22 protein-coding genes are annotated in these 17,312 nt (G+C 31.3%); all 22 read left to right on the top strand.

The features are described from left to right. Nucleotides 1-63: 63 nt before the first annotated feature. The 22 genes from psyc5s11_RS22535 to psyc5s11_RS22430 all read left to right on the top strand — a co-directional run bounded on the left by psyc5s11_RS22535 (nt 64) and on the right by psyc5s11_RS22430 (nt 17,311). On the top strand, nt 64-369 hold the full coding sequence (locus psyc5s11_RS22535; RefSeq protein WP_224034706.1) for an HNH endonuclease: 306 nt from the start codon (nt 64-66) through the stop codon (nt 367-369). Nucleotides 370-907: 538 nt separating this feature from the next. Next, nucleotides 908-1,141, top strand: a complete 234-nt coding sequence (locus tag psyc5s11_RS22530) for a hypothetical protein (RefSeq protein ID WP_224034705.1) — start codon at nt 908-910, stop codon at nt 1,139-1,141. Continuing rightward, on the top strand, nt 1,138-1,707 hold the full coding sequence (locus psyc5s11_RS22525) for a tyrosine-type recombinase/integrase (RefSeq protein ID WP_224034704.1): 570 nt from the start codon (nt 1,138-1,140) through the stop codon (nt 1,705-1,707). The genes psyc5s11_RS22530 and psyc5s11_RS22525 overlap by 4 nt, the downstream gene beginning before the upstream one ends. A gap of 337 nt (nt 1,708-2,044) precedes the next feature. After that, entirely contained in the window at nt 2,045-2,677 is a 633-nt protein-coding gene (locus psyc5s11_RS22520) for a hypothetical protein (RefSeq protein ID WP_224034703.1), read from the top strand. A 340-nt stretch (nt 2,678-3,017) separates the two neighbouring features. Next, nucleotides 3,018-3,614: a hypothetical protein gene (locus psyc5s11_RS22515; protein ID WP_224034702.1), complete on the top strand. Its 597-nt coding sequence runs from the start codon at nt 3,018-3,020 to the stop codon at nt 3,612-3,614. Next, on the top strand, nt 3,589-5,412 hold the full coding sequence (locus tag psyc5s11_RS22510) for a phage terminase large subunit family protein (RefSeq protein WP_224034701.1): 1,824 nt from the start codon (nt 3,589-3,591) through the stop codon (nt 5,410-5,412). The genes psyc5s11_RS22515 and psyc5s11_RS22510 overlap by 26 nt, the downstream gene beginning before the upstream one ends. 13 nt (nt 5,413-5,425) lie before the next feature. Continuing rightward, nucleotides 5,426-5,659, top strand: a complete 234-nt coding sequence (locus tag psyc5s11_RS22505; protein WP_224034700.1) for a DUF6148 family protein — start codon at nt 5,426-5,428, stop codon at nt 5,657-5,659. A 27-nt stretch (nt 5,660-5,686) separates the two neighbouring features. After that, on the top strand, nt 5,687-7,219 hold the full coding sequence (locus tag psyc5s11_RS22500; RefSeq protein WP_375541970.1) for a phage portal protein: 1,533 nt from the start codon (nt 5,687-5,689) through the stop codon (nt 7,217-7,219). Continuing rightward, nucleotides 7,220-8,296 (top strand): head maturation protease, ClpP-related, encoded by a 1,077-nt coding sequence (locus psyc5s11_RS22495; RefSeq protein WP_224034698.1) that lies wholly within the window; start codon nt 7,220-7,222, stop codon nt 8,294-8,296. Further along, the gene (locus tag psyc5s11_RS22490) at nt 8,296-8,703 is read left to right on the top strand and encodes a hypothetical protein (RefSeq protein WP_224034697.1); all 408 of its coding nucleotides are present in this window, start codon (nt 8,296-8,298) and stop codon (nt 8,701-8,703) included. Before psyc5s11_RS22495 ends, psyc5s11_RS22490 begins: the two co-directional genes overlap by 1 nt. A 16-nt stretch (nt 8,704-8,719) precedes the next feature. Then, the gene (locus psyc5s11_RS22485) at nt 8,720-9,736 is read left to right on the top strand and encodes a major capsid protein (RefSeq protein ID WP_224034696.1); all 1,017 of its coding nucleotides are present in this window, start codon (nt 8,720-8,722) and stop codon (nt 9,734-9,736) included. Between the two features lie 27 nt (nt 9,737-9,763). Further along, the gene (locus tag psyc5s11_RS22480; RefSeq protein WP_224034695.1) at nt 9,764-9,991 is read left to right on the top strand and encodes a hypothetical protein; all 228 of its coding nucleotides are present in this window, start codon (nt 9,764-9,766) and stop codon (nt 9,989-9,991) included. Then, nucleotides 9,981-10,292, top strand: a complete 312-nt coding sequence (locus psyc5s11_RS22475) for a hypothetical protein (RefSeq protein WP_224034694.1) — start codon at nt 9,981-9,983, stop codon at nt 10,290-10,292. The genes psyc5s11_RS22480 and psyc5s11_RS22475 overlap by 11 nt, the downstream gene beginning before the upstream one ends. Further along, complete coding sequence (locus psyc5s11_RS22470) at nt 10,292-10,864, top strand: phage tail protein (protein WP_224034693.1); 573 nt, start codon at nt 10,292-10,294, stop codon at nt 10,862-10,864. Before psyc5s11_RS22475 ends, psyc5s11_RS22470 begins: the two co-directional genes overlap by 1 nt. Before the next feature lie 9 nt (nt 10,865-10,873). Then, nucleotides 10,874-11,404 carry a hypothetical protein gene (locus psyc5s11_RS22465; protein WP_224034692.1) on the top strand — a complete coding sequence of 177 codons (531 nt, stop codon included), beginning with the start codon at nt 10,874-10,876 and terminating at the stop codon, nt 11,402-11,404. Between the two features lie 14 nt (nt 11,405-11,418). Further along, entirely contained in the window at nt 11,419-12,843 is a 1,425-nt protein-coding gene (locus psyc5s11_RS22460; protein ID WP_224034691.1) for a phage tail sheath protein, read from the top strand. Then, nucleotides 12,843-13,361 (top strand): phage major tail tube protein, encoded by a 519-nt coding sequence (locus psyc5s11_RS22455; RefSeq protein ID WP_224034690.1) that lies wholly within the window; start codon nt 12,843-12,845, stop codon nt 13,359-13,361. Before psyc5s11_RS22460 ends, psyc5s11_RS22455 begins: the two co-directional genes overlap by 1 nt. Nucleotides 13,362-13,422: 61 nt before the next feature. After that, nucleotides 13,423-13,746 carry a phage tail assembly protein gene (locus tag psyc5s11_RS22450; protein ID WP_224034689.1) on the top strand — a complete coding sequence of 108 codons (324 nt, stop codon included), beginning with the start codon at nt 13,423-13,425 and terminating at the stop codon, nt 13,744-13,746. A 165-nt stretch (nt 13,747-13,911) separates the two neighbouring features. Then, nucleotides 13,912-15,993 (top strand): hypothetical protein, encoded by a 2,082-nt coding sequence (locus tag psyc5s11_RS22445; RefSeq protein WP_224034688.1) that lies wholly within the window; start codon nt 13,912-13,914, stop codon nt 15,991-15,993. Continuing rightward, nucleotides 15,986-16,204 (top strand): LysM domain-containing protein, encoded by a 219-nt coding sequence (locus psyc5s11_RS22440; protein ID WP_224034687.1) that lies wholly within the window; start codon nt 15,986-15,988, stop codon nt 16,202-16,204. Before psyc5s11_RS22445 ends, psyc5s11_RS22440 begins: the two co-directional genes overlap by 8 nt. Nucleotides 16,205-16,208: 4 nt before the next feature. Beyond that, the gene (locus psyc5s11_RS22435; protein ID WP_224034686.1) at nt 16,209-17,123 is read left to right on the top strand and encodes a phage late control D family protein; all 915 of its coding nucleotides are present in this window, start codon (nt 16,209-16,211) and stop codon (nt 17,121-17,123) included. Next, complete coding sequence (locus psyc5s11_RS22430; RefSeq protein WP_224034685.1) at nt 17,123-17,311, top strand: hypothetical protein; 189 nt, start codon at nt 17,123-17,125, stop codon at nt 17,309-17,311. The genes psyc5s11_RS22435 and psyc5s11_RS22430 overlap by 1 nt, the downstream gene beginning before the upstream one ends. Nucleotide 17,312: the final 1 nt, after the last annotated feature.

The raw sequence follows: 17,312 nt of genomic DNA, 5'->3' as shown, positions 1-17,312 counted from the left end.
AAGTAAAGCACCTACATATGTAGGTGTTTTTATTATGTCAACTTGCCAAGGAGTGGATAGGAAATGGCTAAAGAGTTTGCAAAAGCTTTTTATAACAGTTCAGCATGGAAGAAATGCAAAGCATCTTATATTGAATCAGTTCATGGTTTATGTGAGAGATGTGAAAGACCAGGATACATTGTGCATCATAAAAAAGAATTAACATCTAACAACATTAATGATCCTAATGTAACACTTAACCATGATAATTTAGAATATTTATGTTTGGATTGTCATAATGCAGAGCATGACTTCAATAGAGAAAAGAAAAGTGCAACTAAGAAAGGCTACAAGTTCAATGATAAAGGAGAATTGATTCCAAGTACATAGCCCCCCCACAAAAACATATGTGGGCTGAATTTGGAAGACCATATAGGGTACAACAATTTTCCTTAGAACAAAATCTTTGAATAAGGGTGAGGTATATTTTTGATTATTTCCGAATAATTAGAAAAGAATCTTAAACAAGATATAAACGAAGTTGGAAAATTATATAAAGATTTCCCTAAGTAAAATGTTAAAGTTTTAGAGCAATTAAGAAACTAAATATTATTTATTTGTTAATGTAGCTATTTTACATATGATATGTCTATGAGTGAGGTAATGAAAGAATTGAAAAATACTATAAACTTAAGAATAATTCTATCTATAAATTTGCAATGGGATTATGTTATTTCTAAAAAGATAAATATAGAAAAAATAAGGAAAAATTGAGGATAAATTAAGGAAAAAACAAAGAAAATATTATGTACAAATATAGAAAGCAATGGTAGAGTTTATGTATGGTCAAAAATTATATATGAATTTAAATTTTTAAGCACAGGCGTAATGTTTGTGCTTTTTATTTTGCAAGAAAGCTGGTGAGAACATGGAAGGATATTATACAAGCTATAGCTGTAAATACTGCAATAAAGAAATTATTTTAATAACTGAAGAAGTAAAGAGAACTCTTGCATCAGGGAAATATGTTTCATGTTCTCATTGTGGATGTAAGAAATTGAAAAGTGGAATTACAACAGATGATTTACGAAAACTTATGAGTGAAAGAAGTTATAGAAGACATAATGGAGCTATAGTTCAAAAAGGTGGTGGTTCCATGTGAATAGTGTAGAACCTATACGTAAAATGCAAGATATTTATGATGTAGCTGATTATTTAAGATCGCATAGCGAAAGAAATTATGTATTGTTTATGTTTGGAATTTATACAGGATTAAGAATATCAGATATACTTCAGTTTAGAGTGAGAGATATAAAAGAGATGAAAGGTAATATTAAAGAATACTTTTATATTAGAGAAGGAAAAACAGGAAAAGAAAAACGTATGAAAATCCCTAAAGATTTGAAATACATTTTAGGTGATTTTGTAAAAGGTAAATTAGATTATGAATATTTGTTTCTAAGCAAAAAAGGTAATAATAAGGCAATATCAAGACAACAGGCTTATAGAATATTAAGTGATGCAGCTAAAACATTTGGACTTGAATCAATAGGGTGTCATACTCTTAGGAAAACATTTGGATATCAATTATATCAACGTACTCATGATGGAATAACAATTAAAGAGATACTAAATCATTCAGATCTATCAACAACATTAAGATATATAGGAGTTAACCAAGATAGAAAAGATAAGATTATAGAGGAAGTGAGTTATCTTAGAAGGTGAAAAAACGGAAGCTCTTTTTTATTTATCCTATCATGTTACATAAAAAAGCATTGTAATATTAGAGTACTAAAAAATGATCTCTTATATTAGAAAAAACTTTTTAAAATAAATGTAACAGAATTATTAGATATGTAACATTGCATATGAGAATATTATCGATTATTAGATAGAATAAATTGCGTAGAGATTAAATAAAATATAACGTTCTTTGAAAATTTAATAATATCGTAGTTGAGATAAAATGGTATAATTATGATGTTGCATTATGTAAAACTTGAATCAAAATAAGTTTAGCTTTGCTAATGACAACCGATTAAGTAAGAAGGAAGTGAATTAAATGGATATGGAAGTATTTTATAAAGTATATATAATTGAATCTCCTAATGGCATGGATTTATTAGAAAAGAGGACAGAGGGAAAAGCAATGACTCAAATGTTAGAAATGTCAGAAGTTCCTTATGAATACTTTTTGGCAACAACTGAAGAAGTATTTAAAGTGGCTTTTGAACTAATTAAGGAAGATGTAATTGAATTGCAAGATTCTTATGCTTTCGTTTGGCCCATTATACATATATCATGTCATGGAAATAGTAAAGGAATTGCTCTGACTGATAATAATTTTATACCATGGACAAGTTTAGAATACTATTTGTCTATAATTAATATTTGTTTTGAAGATGATCCTGTTAGTCCCATAGTGTTATCTATGTCATCATGCTATGGTTTAAATGCAATTAGAACTGATTGGGAGAAAAAGAAAGAACGTTCACCATTTGCCTTTGTTTTAGGTCATGAGGATGAAATACCATGGGATGATGCTTTAATAGCATTTTCAGTATTCTTTCATAATTTTGTTAACAAAAAAACAAATTCACAAGTAGCATTGAAATGTATGAATGATAGTATAAATTCTCAAGATTATTTTAAATTATTTTGTAGTAAAGAATGTCGTGAAGTTCTTATAGAATAGATTTAAAATAACATAGGGTTCGTTATTAAAAATTAATAAATAGCAAAGTTTAAATATCGTATTATTCAAGAAATGAATTTACGATATTTTTTTGTGCAAAATCCTAAGATACTATGAAGGTGGAATTGGGGAAAATAATTTGATATGGTATTAGTTTAGTAGTTATAACTAATAGAAGAAAAAAGAAATAAATCAAAAAACATAAATGTTGTTATATGTAAAAAGGTACTGTGAAAAGGCATTAACTTAGTGAGGGTCTAGCGATGCCCGAAGTAGATCTAGTTATAAAAAATTTTTTAAAGGTGTTTCCGTTACCGCATTAAAGAAAGGAGGGGCTGCTTTGAGTGATGAAACTAAAAAAATTGATTCAGTTGATCAGGTAACAGTATCAAGTACAGTTTTATCAAATCTATTTGGATTAACAACAAGAAGAATAAGGCAACTTGAAAATGAAGGTGTTATAAAAAAGATTGCCAGAGGTAAATATTCATTACAAGATAATATAAAAAGTTATATTACTTTTATAAAAGCTTCAGCAGATCTTAAAGAAAACAAAACTGAAGAGGGCAAAGTAGATTATGATGAAGAACATGCGTTACTTGAAAGACGAAAAAGAGAAAAGATTGAATTAGAGCTTGCATCAATGAGAGGGACAATGCATTTTAGTGAAGATGTTGAAAGAGTAATGAACGATATGTTATCAAATTTCAGAGCAAAAATTTTAGCTTTACCTTCAAGAGTAGCTCCAAGACTTATGGGGATAGATACTATTGCTGATATACAAGAAATTTTGCAGATTGAGGTATTGGATGCGCTTAATGAGTTAAGCAAGTACAACCCTAGTGATTTCTATAGTGAAAAGTATGTTGATATTGTCGAGGATGAAATTAATGATGAGGATTTAGAAACAAATGAAGAAGAAACAACAGATTCATAAGAAAACAATAGATTTATTTAAAAAATTAGTTTCAATATTAGCACCACCACCACTTTTAACTGTATCTAAATGGGCAGATAGCTATAGAAAACTATCTCCAGAAAGTTCTGCTGAACCAGGACAATGGAGAACATCAAGAGCAGAATATCAGCGTGAAATAATGGATTCACTTTCGAATAAAGAAACTGAAATTATAGTTGTTATGTCTTCAGCTCAAGTTGGAAAAACAGAATTAATTAATAATATAATTGGTTATTTTATTGACTACGACCCTTCACCAATAATGTTATTAATGCCAACTTTAGATTTAGCACAATCTTATTCTAAAAAAAGACTAGCTCCAATGATTCGTGATACTCCAGTGCTTAGAGGAAAAGTTAAAGACGCAAAATCAAGAGATTCTGATAATACTTTATTAGAAAAAGGATTCCCAGGAGGATATATTGCATTAACAGGAGCAAATTCACCAACAGGATTATCTTCAAGACCTATTAGGATTTTATTAGCTGATGAAGTTGATAGATTTCCAAAGAGTGCAGGGATTGAAGGTGATCCTTTATCTTTGGCAGAAAAAAGAACAAAAACATTTTGGAATAAGAAGAAATTCTTTGTTTCGACTCCAACAGAAAAAGGAATTTCAAGAATTGACAAGGAATTTGATGATAGCTCTCAAGAAAAATGGTGTCTACCTTGTCCGGTTTGTGGTAAGCTTCAACCTTTAAGATGGGCTCAAATTCATTTTGAAGATATAACGCATGAATGTAAATTTTGTGGAGACAGATGTAATGAATTTGAATGGAAAGCTGGAAGTGGAGAGTGGATTGCTAAATATCCTAAAAGAATTAAAAAGAGAGGATTTCATCTTAATGCATTGGCCTCATCCTGGGAGCGTTGGGAAAATATTATAGAGGAATTTAAATTAGCAAAGAAAAATGGACATGAAACCTTAAAGACTTGGGTTAATACAACTCTAGGTGAAGTGTGGGAAGCAGATGAAGGTGAGGGGGCTGATAATGATGATTTAGTTGCAAGACGGGAACTTTATATTAATGATATTCCAAGAAAAGTTATTGTCCTTACTGCTGGAGTAGATGTTCAAGACGATAGACTTGAGGTTGAAGTTGTTGGATGGGGAGCAGGTAAAGAAAGTTGGGGAATACAATATAAAGTTTTTTATGGAGATCTAGGACAAAAAATAGTTTGGCAGCAGTTAGATGAATATCTCCTTAAGACCTTTTGGTTTGAAGAGGGCGATGGACTTATATTATCTTGTGTATGCATAGATAGTGGAGGTCATTATACAACTGAAGTTTATAAGTTCTGCAAAGAAAGAGAACATAGAAGAGTATTTGCAATTAAAGGCGTAGGGGGATATGGAAAACCATTCATAAGCAAACCAACTAGAAATAATAGAGAAAGAGCTGCCTTATTTTCTTTAGGTGTTGATAATGGAAAAGAGACAATATTATCAAGATTAAAAATTAAAGAAGATGGGCCAGGTTATTGTCATTTTCCTAAAGAGGTAGATAGGGGATATGATGAAAGTTATTTTAAAGGTTTAACATCAGAAAAAAGGGTTATTAGATATAAAAAAGGTGTAGCAACATTTGAATGGGTAAAGAAGAGTAGCAGTATAAGAAATGAACCTATGGATTTAAGAAATTATGCAAATGCTGCATTTGAAATATTAAATCCTGATTTAGATACAATGGCTGCTAGAAATATCAATGGAAATGTTTTTGCACAAGGTAAAAAAGTAGCTAAAAAGAAAAAAAGAATAGTATCAAAAGGACTATAGGAAGGAGAAATTTATGGCATTTACATTTGAAATAGCACAAAAACACTTAGATGCATGGCTTGATGCTGAAATTGCAGTAACAAATGGTCAAAGTTATACAATTGGAAGTAAATCATTAGATAGGGCAAATTTATATCAAATAAGGGAACAAGTTAAGTATTGGAGCAATGAACTTTCAAAAGCTAAAAATATACTTAAAAATAAAGGCAGAAATAGAGTAATGAGAGTGGTTCCAAGAGACTTATAGAACAATAACTAAAGGTAGGTGATGGGATTGAATGTAATAGATAGGACAATAGGAGTGATTTCACCAAATGCAGCATTGAAAAGACAGGTTGCGAGGCAAAAGCTATCAATAATGAATAGTGGTTACTCACATCATGGAGCTAGTAGAACAAAAAAGAGTTTATTAGGTTGGATGTTTGGAGGGGGAAGTCCTAAAGAAGATATAGAAGATAATATCCAGGTATTAAGGGAACGTTCAAGAGATTTATATATGGGAACTCCAATTGCAACAAGTGCCATAAAAACATTAAGAACCAATGTGGTTGGTGGTGGGCTTAGATTAAAATCCCAAATTGATTATGAATTTCTGGGATTAAGTGATGAAGAGGCAGAAAAATTAGAAACTACAATAGAAAGAGAATTCTCTTTATGGGCTGATAGTGTTAATTGTGATTTAGCAAGACTAAATAATTTTTATGAGTTACAACAACTTATATTTTTGAGTAGTCTGATGTGTGGAGATGCCTTTGCTTTACTTCCCTATACTCAAAGAATTGGAATGCCTTACGATTTGAGAATTCAATTAATAGAAGCGGATAGAGTTTGTGATCCTTATTATAAAAAAGGATATAACAATATAAGTGCAGGCATTGAATGTAATGACAATGGAGAAATAACAGCATATCATATAGCAAATTTTCATCCATTATCTACGTATAGGAGCAATAGTACATGGACTAGAGTTGAAGCTTTCGGTGAAAAGACAGGTAGAAGGAATGTAATTCATATAATGGAAAGTGAACGTATAGGGCAACGAAGAGGAGTTCCAATACTCGCACCTGTTATTGAAGCTTTAAAACAATTAGGGAGATATACAGAAGCAGAATTAATGGCAGCAGTTATATCAGGAATGTTTACAGTTTTCATTGAAAGTAAATCTAATAGCGAAGAAGCGCCACTTGGTTCGATGATACCAGAAGATGAAGAAGTCGATGGAGGTGATGAAAACAGTTATGAATTAGGTAATGGTGCAATAGTAGCACTTGGAGAAGGAGAAACTGCTAAAGAGACTAATCCAGGGAGACCTAATACTGCTTTTGATGGATTTATAGCTTCAGTATGTAAACAAATTGGGGCAGCGCTTGAAATACCACATGATTTATTATTAAAACAATTCAATGCTTCATATTCAGCTAGTAGAGCAGCATTACTTGAAGCTTGGAAAATGTTTAGAATGAGAAGAATTTGGCTTTCAAATGATTTTTGTCAACCTATATATGAAGAGTGGCTTTCAGAAGCCGTAGCCAAGAGCAGAATTTATGCTCCTGGCTTTTTTGATAGTCCAATTATTAAAAAGGCTTATTGTAATGCTGAATGGAGTGGCCCATCTCAAGGACAATTAGATCCAGTCAAAGAAGCTAATGCAGCAGTAATTCGTGTGGAAAATTGCTTCTCGACAAGAGCAAAAGAAACTATAGAGCTTACAGGTGGAGATTTTGTTAAAAACAATAGGCAAAGAATTAAGGAAGAAAAGATGAGACAAGAGTTACTAGCTTTAAATAAAAAGGAGGTACAGTTATAAATGAAAAAAGTTGAGGTAAAAGGAACAATAATATCTCAAGAGGATAAGTGGATTTATGATTGGCTTGAATATCCATATACAACATCAAATGATATTAATAAACAATTACTTGATGCTAAAGGTGAAGATGTACAAGTTGATATTAATTCCAATGGTGGTTCAGTATATGTTGGAAGTGAGATATATACAAGCCTAAAATCTTATTCAGGAAACTTAACTATAAATATAGTTGGTATGGCTGCAAGTGCTGCATCAGTTGTAGCTATGGCGGCAAAATGTTTAATGTCACCAACAGGGCAACTAATGATTCATAATGCATCAATGGGAGCACAAGGCGATTATCGAGATATGAATAAAGCAAGTGAGATTCTACAATCTGTGAACAAGTCTATTGCCAATGCATACAAATTGAAAACTGGAATGTCTGATGAAGAACTTAAAAACATTATGGATAATGAAACATGGCTTACAGCTCAAGAAGCTAAAGACTTAGGATTAATTGATGAAATAATGTTTGAAAATACGCAACAATATAATAATTCAACACCAAATTTTTATAATAGCTTGGTTACACCTAGTAATAAAGCCATTGAAGAATTGAAAAAATGTGGAAGTGTTGAAGCATTTAAAGAAAATATAATCAATAATAAAGTTCAAAATACTGTTAATTCAGTAATTGATAATAAAGAAAATGAAGAGGAGGGAAAAATAATGGATGTAAACACATTAAAAAATGAACACAAAGACATCTATGATCAAGTTGTATTAGAAGCAACTAATTCTGAAAGGGCAAGGATTAAAGGAATAGAGGACTTAGCTATTCCAGGTAATGAAGATATAATTGATAAAGCTAAATTTGAAACTGGAATTTCGGCAGAAGCCGTTGCAGTTGAAATTATTAAGGCTCAAAAAGGAAAAGGAACAGAGTTTATAAATCAAGCAAAACAAGATGCAATAGATGCTAAGCTATTAGAAGTAAATGAGGTAGCAGCACCTGGAAATGATAAGTCTGATGATATTAAAGACAAAGAAAATGCCGATTATATGGCAAAATACATGAATGGAGGCGTTAAATAATGAACTTATATGGGAATGAAGAAACTTTTGTACCCGATAGTATTTTTGCAGGAAATAATATTCCTGTAATTGTTAAAGGTGTAAATCTAGCACCTACTTCAAGCGGATCTTATACTAGAGGTTCAGTATTAATGGTTTCAGCAAGTGGAAATGCAGAATTATTAGATATAAGCGAATTAGAGAGTACATTTACAGTCGCAGGTACAGCTGTAACAGAAACAAAAGGTGCAACAATCGTTGGAGTACTAACCGACGATGTTATAGTTCCAGTAGACGGAATTGTAGCTACAGAAGCTAGTGTATATATTTGCGGATACTTCCATAAAGAAGCATTAACATTTGCTGATGGAACTACTGTAGCTACTTCAGAATTAGAATTAAGAAAATTAAATATTTTTATAGATTAAGGGAGGGATAATAAATATGAGTATATATGAAACTAAAACAATGCTTCTAGCAATTGAACAAAAGAAACCAGTATTTACATTTTTAAGAGACACATTTTTTCCAAACATTGAGACACTTTTAACTGAAAAAGCAGAGGTAGATATTAAAAAAGGTAAAAGAAAACTTGCACCTTTTGTTGCTCCACGTGTTGGTGGAAAAGTAATGACAAGAGAAGGTTTTAAAACAGATGTTATTACTACACCTAAGATTGCACCGATAAGAGTAATCACAGCAGATGATATTAAAAAAAGAACGCCAGGAGAAAATGTTTATAGCACTAAGACGCCAGAAGAAAGAGCAGCATTATTGCTTGCTAAAGACTTAGTAGAGTTAGATGAAGCTATAACAAGAAGAGAAGAGTGGATGTGTGCCCAAGTAGTATTAGGGGAATCAATTGATATTGATGTTGATGGAGTAAAACAAAATATTGATTTTGGCTTTACAAATACAGTAACACTTTCAGGAGCTAAATTATGGAGTGCTTCAACTTCTAAACCACTTGCTGATTTAAAAACTTGGCGATTAAAAATAATAAAAGCAACTGGGAAAACTCCAAATATGTGTTTAATGGCTGATGATGTAGTGGATAATTTTATTGAGAATGCAGCTGTTCAAAAGTTATTAGATATTCAAAGATTAAATATTGGGGCAATAGAGCCAAGCTATCAAGGAAATGGAGTTACATTTATTGGTAAATTACCATCTTTAGGACTTGAATTATATTCTTATTCAGAATATTACATTGATGATGATGGTCAAGAAAAACAACTTATTCCAACTGGAAAAGTTATTGTTGGTGTATCTGGTAGCGGAAAGCGTTACTATGGTTCAGTAACTCAAAAAGAAAAAGGAACATGGGTAACATATGAAGGTGATAGAATTCCTAAATATACTACGGATGATAAAAATGAAATTGATGAATTAAGACTTACATCAAGACCATTACCAACACCAGAAGATGTTGATAGTTGGGTAGTTGCTACAGTGTTATAGGAAAGGCCTTAGGGCCATTTTAAAATTATGAGTATTAAATGTTTAAAAACAATAATTAATGATGAAGCTGAATATGTAAAAGATGACATCATAACCAATATTACTAAAGAAGAAGCTGAGAGACTGATCAAGTTAAAAGTTGCTATAAAAATTAATGATAAGTTTAAGAGAAGTAAGCAAGATCTAAAAAAAGTATATGCAAATAAATATAAAAGAAATAAATTTGCAGAGTTGGAGGGTGGCTATGAATTTTAAGGAACAGATCGAGGCTGATTTAAATATATTCTTTAATCCAGATGAATTTGGAGAAGATCATAGTATAGATGGCAAAGTTGTTAATGTTATTGTCGATAATGAAACTTTAAAAAGTAGAAATAAGAAAGAATACGATGGAATTGTTCAAGCCGATATGTTGTATTTTGCTAAAGAAGAGGATTTGTTAAAAGAGCCTAGGCCTGATGGTGTGCAAATGTTTGATGGTATTCCTTATATAATATTTGATGCCAAACTTGATGATGGAGTATATGAAGTAATACTTCAGGCAAATAAGAATTAATGGCTATAAATATTAAAATTGATGATAAGGAATTAAAAAGAACAGTTGCTAAATTAAGAGATTTTCCTAAGGAAATTCCAAAAGCTACATCAGCTGCACTTAATAGAACAATTAGTTTTGTAACAAAGAAAGTTAAAAAAGAGGTTACAAATGAATATTCTATTAAATCAGGTGAAGTAGCTGCTACATTTAAGATAAAAAAGGCAAATAGCAGTAGTTTAACAGCTAGTATTAATTCAAAAGGAAGAGTATTAACATTAAGTCATTTTCCAGCAAATTTAAAAGCAGGATGGGGTAAAGGTTCAAAGGTAAAAGTTAAAGTAAAAAGGACAGGGTATAAACAAGTTAATGGAAATCCAACACCTTTTGTTGCTTCACTTGGTGGAAATTTGCAAATAGTAAGAAGGAAAACATCAAAATCTTATCCAGTAGAAGTTTTAAAAACTTTATCAATTCCACAAATGATAAGCAATGCTAAAATAAATGAAAATATTAGTAGAGAAGCTTCAGAACAACTACAAAAAAGAGTTGAACATGAAGTTGAGTATAGGCTAAATAAGTTAACAAAATAGGAGGAGTATATGACAGAGGTTGATGTAATAAAAGGTCTAGCTATATTTTTAGAAAAAAATGTAGCCAGTAAAATTCTATTAGAAAAACCACCTGAAAAGGGCATTATAGATAGAAAAGGAAGTTATGAATTAGTTAATCCATCAGTTTATAAGGGATGGATACCATTAAAGAATTTAGATGAATATAATTATTCAGTTCCATCTATTGTTGTAATGCTTGATGAAGGTATAGATGATACTAGTGATTCAAACCTTAATATACGACTTAAAATTGCTACTTATGATCCTGGAGAAACTCAAGAAGATGGAAATGTAAATTTAAATGGTAAAGGTTATATGGATTTATTAAATTTAACGACCAAAATTAGATTGGAGTTAGCACAAAATCCAATAATTGAAGAAAAAGTTAGTATAAATAAACCAATTAAATGGAGCATGGACAACCAGCAAAGCTACCCATATTGGACAGCCAATATGAGCTTTACGGTGTCTATTGCTCCATTACCATTTAATACAGAACAATATCAAAATTATTTATAAGGTGGTGTTAAAACATGGGATATAAGCATGGTATATATGGAGAATTGGTTGCAAGTGGTGAATCAATCACAACAACCAAAACAGTTGCAGTATATATTGGAACAGCTCCAATCCATAGAGTAAAAACAAGAGTAATAAATAAACCGTTATTAATTAGAAATTTAGAAGAGGTACAAACAAAACTTGGTTATAGAGATAATGATGACTTTGATATATTCACATTATCTGCAGTAGTCTTTGCACACTTTGCAAATAAAATAAAACCAATTGGGCCTATAGTTGTAATAGTATTAGATACAACTATAGGAGCTCAGGTAACAAAAGATATAAGTATCATTAATGGAATAGGATATATTGAAGATCATGCATTAATAGAAAGTGTAGAAATTACAGATGAGGTTTTAGGTCTTGATTATAACGTTAAATACAACGATTCAGGAAAACTTCAAATTACAGGAGATAATTTAGCTGCTACAGTTTCAGTAATCTATAAGAAAGTAGATCCAACAATAATTATTGCAGCTGATGTTATTGGAACATATGATGAAACCAGTGAAAAAAGAACTGGTATAAAGGCAATTGCTGATGTATATGAGGAACTTAATTTAGTACCTGCAATTACATCAGCGCCAGGATTTACACAAATTAAAGAAGTTGAACAGGCACTCGTATCTACTACATCTAAAATAACTGATAGATGGGAAGCTGTTTGCTATGTTGACATTGATTCTAAATTAGCAACTAGTAGAGAGGCAGCTATAAAGTGGAAAACCGATAATAACTATAAATCCAACAGTGAAAAAGTATGTTGGCCAAAGGTTAAAGTTGGTGATAAAGAATTATGGATGTCTATAGTGGCTATTGTAAGAAAGCTACAGACAGATGTAAAAAACAAAGATGTTCCATATGATAGTGCATCAAATAAACCGATTGACATTAATGGGCTAGTTACAAATGGTCAAAAAATAAAATTTAGTCAGGAAAAAGCTAATGGTTTAAATGAAAAAGGAATTACTACAGCAATTTATTCCGGAGGTAAGTATGTTCTTTGGGGTCCTCATATGGGAAATTATGATTATATTGAGACAACAAAGCCGGAAGAAATATTTGATATAAATCTAATGATGAATAAGTATCTGTTGAATGATTTTCAACTTAGAAATATTGATTTAATAGATTCGCCTATGACTCGCCATGACATTGATGCATTACTTGTTTCAGAACAAATGATATTAAGTGCATATGTAAGTGCTGGCGAATTATTATATGGAGAAATTAAGTTTAATCAAGATGATAATTCACGTTCAGACTTAATTCAAGGTGACTTTGCATTTAATACGCTTGTTACCAATACTCCACCGGCTAAATCTATTACTCAAAAAGTTCAATATACTTCAAAAGGTGTTGATACTTTATATGGAGAGGAGAGTGAAGAATAATGGATCCAATTACTAATAAGGTTATAGATTATACTGTTTATGTTAGAGAGAATGGAAAAGCCACAAAAATAGGAGATACAACATCGGTGACTTTACCATCAATAGAAAAATTAACAGATACAATTAAAGGTTCTGGAATAATTGGAGAAATAGACCTACCATCGTATGGTCAAATAGGTTCTATGGAAACAGAGATTGCAATAAGAACTGCTAATGATAAATGGGGGATACTAATTACTGCATATGAATTAGAATATAGATGGGCTACAGATGTAGTAGATCCATCAACAGGAAAAGTTGCTGTAGTAGCTCATAAAGCGTTTTTAAAAGTAATAAATAAAAAAGCTGAAGAAGGGAAACTTGAAACAGGTGCCGCACAGGATGGAAGTGCTGCATATGAGGTTATAGCATATAAGAGAATTATCAATGGTAGTGAAATAATTAATATTGATAAATTAAATGGAATTTTTTCTGTTAATGGAATCAATATGTTTGATAATATAAGCCAATATTTATAAAAGTAATATTTAAAACAGCTAGGAGTTTTCTTAGCTGTTTATTTTTGAGGAGGAAACTTAGATGGAAAATAAAGAAAATGTATTAACACTGAAGAAACCTATAATGATTGATGGAGCGGAAACAAAAGAAATTAATTATGATTTTGATGAATTAACAGGTAGGGATTTAGAAAATGTTTTTAAAGAGTCGACTAAAAGTGGATATATGGTTTCGGCTAGTTATGAATTAGATCCAGTTATAGGGGGGAGAGTTTTTGCAGAGGCAGCTAATATTGCGTATACAGATGTACAAAGATTTTCATTAGCTGATTATGGTAAGGCGGCATCACTTGCAAGAGATTTTTTTATGCTAGGCTTGGTTGGAAGCCAAGACGAAAACATTTAAAAGAAATAGTTGCACAGATAACTCTTGAAACTTCAAATTCTAGAAAGGACTGTTACGAAATGGCATTGCTTGACTTGTTTGAGTACTATGAAGCATTAGCTGATGAAGCTGACAGAAGAAATAATGAATACAAGAAGTTAGCAAATAAAGAGAAGAGGTGAGGCTATGGCAAAAACTTTACAAACCAATATTGCCATTGGTGGAATTTTAAATCCAAGCCTTCAAAAAGCGTTTGCAGGTGTAGCACAATTTGCTAGTAAAGCATCAAATTCAATAGCTCAAGTAAATTCAAAAAGTATATCACTTGCACAAAATGCTGGAGCTCAAGTGCAAGGAATGTCAGGTAAAATAAAAGCAGCTCTAGTGACAGGAGCAATTGCAACAGCAGGAGTACAAGTTGGTAAATCTATGTTAGAACAAGCTTCAAGTTTAGAGCAGTATAGAAATACATTAAACATTGTAATGAAGGACAATACAAAAGCAGCACAAACATTTGCATGGGCAACTCAATATGCAAATAAAACTCCTTATGAAACAGGAGAAATAGTGGAGGCAACTGTAAAACTCACAAATTATGGTCTTGAGGCACAAAAAACATTGCCGATAATTGGTGATATGGCTGCGGTATTTGCAGGTAGTGGGAAGACAATAAATGATGCTACTGAAGCTGTTGCTGATGCACAAACAGGAGAACTTGAAAGATTAAAAGAATTTGGTATAACAAAAGATATGATAATAGCTCAAGGTGCAAAAAGTTTAGCAGGCATAGAACTTGTTAATAACAAGGGACAGATTACAAATCAAAAGGCTTTTAATGTTGCTTTATTTTCACTTATGAAAGAACGATATGCAGGAGCGATGGATATTCAATCAAAGTCATATAAAGGATTAATGTCAACCGTAACTGGTGTTGCTAAAAGTGGACTTGCAAGAATAATGGGTATAAATGAAGAAGGAGATGCAATAGCAGGTTCAGCATTTGATATAGTGAAGCAAAAATTATCAGGGTTAGCAGACAAATTAACGCAAATGCAAGCAGATGGAACATTTGAAATAATGGCAGACAAATTTACTGCATTTGCTCAAAATGTTTCGTCAGGCATTGATTATGCATGGCCAAAGATACAAAGTTTTTTTAGTTATGTTCGAGATAATGGCCCACGAATAATGGAAATTGCAAAATATATTGGAGAAGCTTTTATAGCATGGAAAGTTATATCAGGAATATCATCAGGTATTCAAGCTATACATGGGGTATACACTTCAATAATGTTACTTAAAACTGGGATTTTAGCATTAAATTTAGCAAAGTTAAAAGATAAAGCGACAACATTATATCTACATGGCTTATATATAAAAGATGCGATCATAAAAGGGGCTTCAACATTGGCAACAGGGGCACAAACTGTAGCACAATGGGCATTAAATTCAGCATTTTTAGCATGTCCTTTGACTTGGATAGTTTTAGGAATAGCTGCTTTAATTGTAATATTTGTTTTGCTATGGACTAAATGCGAAGGATTTAGAAACTTCTTTATTGAAATGTGGCAAAGTATACAAGCTGGTATACAAGCGTTTGATATTTGGCTTACCACTGCAATGCAAACTGATTGGACTACATCTTTTGGAGCATTAGGTGCTATATTAAATAGTTTTTTCTATATTGTTGGCGGTATATGGAATTCAATTAAACTTGTTTTTAGTGGAGTTATTGATTTTGTTAGTGGAGTATTTGCTGGTGATTGGTCATTAGCTTGGAATGGAATTGTTCAGATATTTTCAGGAATAATGAATGGTATAGGAACTGTAATGAAAGCACCACTTAATGCAGTTATAGGATTAATAAATGCAGCAATAAGTGGAATTAATTCAAGTGTTCAGTTAGATATTCCTGAATGGGTTCCAAGTGTTGGAGGACAACATTTTGGAGTCAATATTCCCGCTATTCCAATGTTTGCAAATGGTGGATTTACAAATATTCCTTCTATTTTTGGTGAAGCTGGCCCAGAAGCAGCAATTCCGCTTAAGAGAAATAATCCAAGAAGTATATCGTTACTAGAAAAAACAGCAGCTACTATTGGGTATAATGGAAAACAACGTAGTGAAGGTCATACATTTGTATATTCACCTCAAATTGGAGGCAATGCAGATTCAGAAACTGTTAATCAAATAAAACAAAGTTTTGAAGAATTTAAAGAAATGGTATTAAGTGCTATGGATGATGAAAGAAGGGAAGCTTATGAGTGATAGAACATATTATAAGCATATAACTAATGAAAATGATACTTTTGATAAACTTGCTTTAGATTTTTATAGTGATGAAAAGTATTCAATTTTTATTATGCAAATTAATCCTGATTTTATCGGAACTATTCAATTTGAATATGGAGTAGAGCTTATGATCCCAATATTAAAAAATAGAGATACATCAACACTACCACCTTGGAAGAGCAGGTGATTTAATGAGAGTTATATATGAAAACACTGAGATTAATATTCAGGTATCTGATTGTAAAGTTATAGATAATATGGGTGGCAAGGCTGATAGCCTTGCTATTACTTTTGCAGATATAAAAAATGAATGTAGGAAATGGGGCTTTAAGAAAAATCATACTATAGAAGTTATTGAGGAACCATTTTCAACAGGAAAAATGTATGTAGATGAGTTTGGATGTGGAGTTGGAATATATTCAATAAGAGCTCTTTCTATAAAGAAAAAGGTAAAAACTAAATTCACAAGAACCTGGGAAAGTGTAAGATTTTTAGCATTGGTTAATGATCTTATAAAAGATGAGGGGTTAAAGTTAGAAACATATGGAACAATTGAAAATTACGAGTATGCAAGGGTAGACCAAATAGAAAAAAATAATATTGAATTTCTAAACGAAAGATGTATTTTAGAAGGTTATAATTTAAAAATTTGTGATGGAAAAGCAATTATTGTTTCAGAAGTATTTTTAGAAGGGCAAAAAGAATCATTAACATTAGACCCATCTATGTTTGTTGGAAAATATAATTTTAACTGTATATCTAAAGATATATATAGTGGTTGTGAAATAAACTATGCTTCAAGAAAGTTTATTAAAGGAAATTGCATATTAAATCGAGATGGTGAGTTGCTTAAATTAAGAAACATAATGGTTAGTAACAGTTATGAAGCTGATAGATTTGCAAAAAATATACTAAGATCATATAACAAATATGAAATCACTGGAACATTTTATTTAAATAAAAATGCAAAGGTTGCAGCAGGTGCTACAGTAAAAATTGAAAATCTAGATTCTTTTAATGGCAAATATATAGTTGATAGAGTGTATCAAGATTTTATTCAAGGGAAAACAAAAGTTAGAGTTAGAAAAGTACTGGAGGGATTTTAGTGAATAATATAGGTATAGTATCGGATGTAAATAATAATGTTGCTAGAGTAACATTACAAGATATGGACAATGCTGTTACTGATTGGTTACCTATAAATTCAATAAATATTTCTGTGGGAGATCAAGTAGTAATATGTTTTTATAATCAAAATTTGAAAGATGGAGTTATAGTAGAAAAAGTGGGGTGAT

This window comes from Clostridium gelidum, assembly GCF_019977655.1.
GTDB lineage: Bacteria > Bacillota > Clostridia > Clostridiales > Clostridiaceae > Clostridium > Clostridium gelidum.
The sequence above is the reverse complement of the archived record's forward strand: the minus strand, read 5'-3'. Positions and strand labels throughout refer to the sequence as shown.

Excerpts from the sequence above, each read along its gene's own strand:
- psyc5s11_RS22535 (WP_224034706.1), top strand. The coding sequence starts at position 64 with ATGGCTAAAGAGTTTGCAAAAGCTTTTTATAACAGTTCAGCATGGAAG.
- psyc5s11_RS22530 (WP_224034705.1), top strand. The coding sequence starts at position 908 with ATGGAAGGATATTATACAAGCTATAGCTGTAAATACTGCAATAAAGAA.
- psyc5s11_RS22520 (WP_224034703.1), top strand. The coding sequence starts at position 2,045 with ATGGATATGGAAGTATTTTATAAAGTATATATAATTGAATCTCCTAAT.
- psyc5s11_RS22510 (WP_224034701.1), top strand. The coding sequence starts at position 3,589 with ATGAAGAAGAAACAACAGATTCATAAGAAAACAATAGATTTATTTAAA.
- psyc5s11_RS22505 (WP_224034700.1), top strand. The coding sequence starts at position 5,426 with ATGGCATTTACATTTGAAATAGCACAAAAACACTTAGATGCATGGCTT.
- psyc5s11_RS22495 (WP_224034698.1), top strand. The coding sequence starts at position 7,220 with ATGAAAAAAGTTGAGGTAAAAGGAACAATAATATCTCAAGAGGATAAG.
- psyc5s11_RS22490 (WP_224034697.1), top strand. The coding sequence starts at position 8,296 with ATGAACTTATATGGGAATGAAGAAACTTTTGTACCCGATAGTATTTTT.
- psyc5s11_RS22485 (WP_224034696.1), top strand. The coding sequence starts at position 8,720 with ATGAGTATATATGAAACTAAAACAATGCTTCTAGCAATTGAACAAAAG.
- psyc5s11_RS22480 (WP_224034695.1), top strand. The coding sequence starts at position 9,764 with ATGAGTATTAAATGTTTAAAAACAATAATTAATGATGAAGCTGAATAT.
- psyc5s11_RS22475 (WP_224034694.1), top strand. The coding sequence starts at position 9,981 with ATGAATTTTAAGGAACAGATCGAGGCTGATTTAAATATATTCTTTAAT.
- psyc5s11_RS22470 (WP_224034693.1), top strand. The coding sequence starts at position 10,292 with ATGGCTATAAATATTAAAATTGATGATAAGGAATTAAAAAGAACAGTT.
- psyc5s11_RS22465 (WP_224034692.1), top strand. The coding sequence starts at position 10,874 with ATGACAGAGGTTGATGTAATAAAAGGTCTAGCTATATTTTTAGAAAAA.
- psyc5s11_RS22460 (WP_224034691.1), top strand. The coding sequence starts at position 11,419 with ATGGGATATAAGCATGGTATATATGGAGAATTGGTTGCAAGTGGTGAA.
- psyc5s11_RS22455 (WP_224034690.1), top strand. The coding sequence starts at position 12,843 with ATGGATCCAATTACTAATAAGGTTATAGATTATACTGTTTATGTTAGA.
- psyc5s11_RS22450 (WP_224034689.1), top strand. The coding sequence starts at position 13,423 with ATGGAAAATAAAGAAAATGTATTAACACTGAAGAAACCTATAATGATT.
- psyc5s11_RS22445 (WP_224034688.1), top strand. The coding sequence starts at position 13,912 with ATGGCAAAAACTTTACAAACCAATATTGCCATTGGTGGAATTTTAAAT.
- psyc5s11_RS22440 (WP_224034687.1), top strand. The coding sequence starts at position 15,986 with ATGAGTGATAGAACATATTATAAGCATATAACTAATGAAAATGATACT.
- psyc5s11_RS22435 (WP_224034686.1), top strand. The coding sequence starts at position 16,209 with ATGAGAGTTATATATGAAAACACTGAGATTAATATTCAGGTATCTGAT.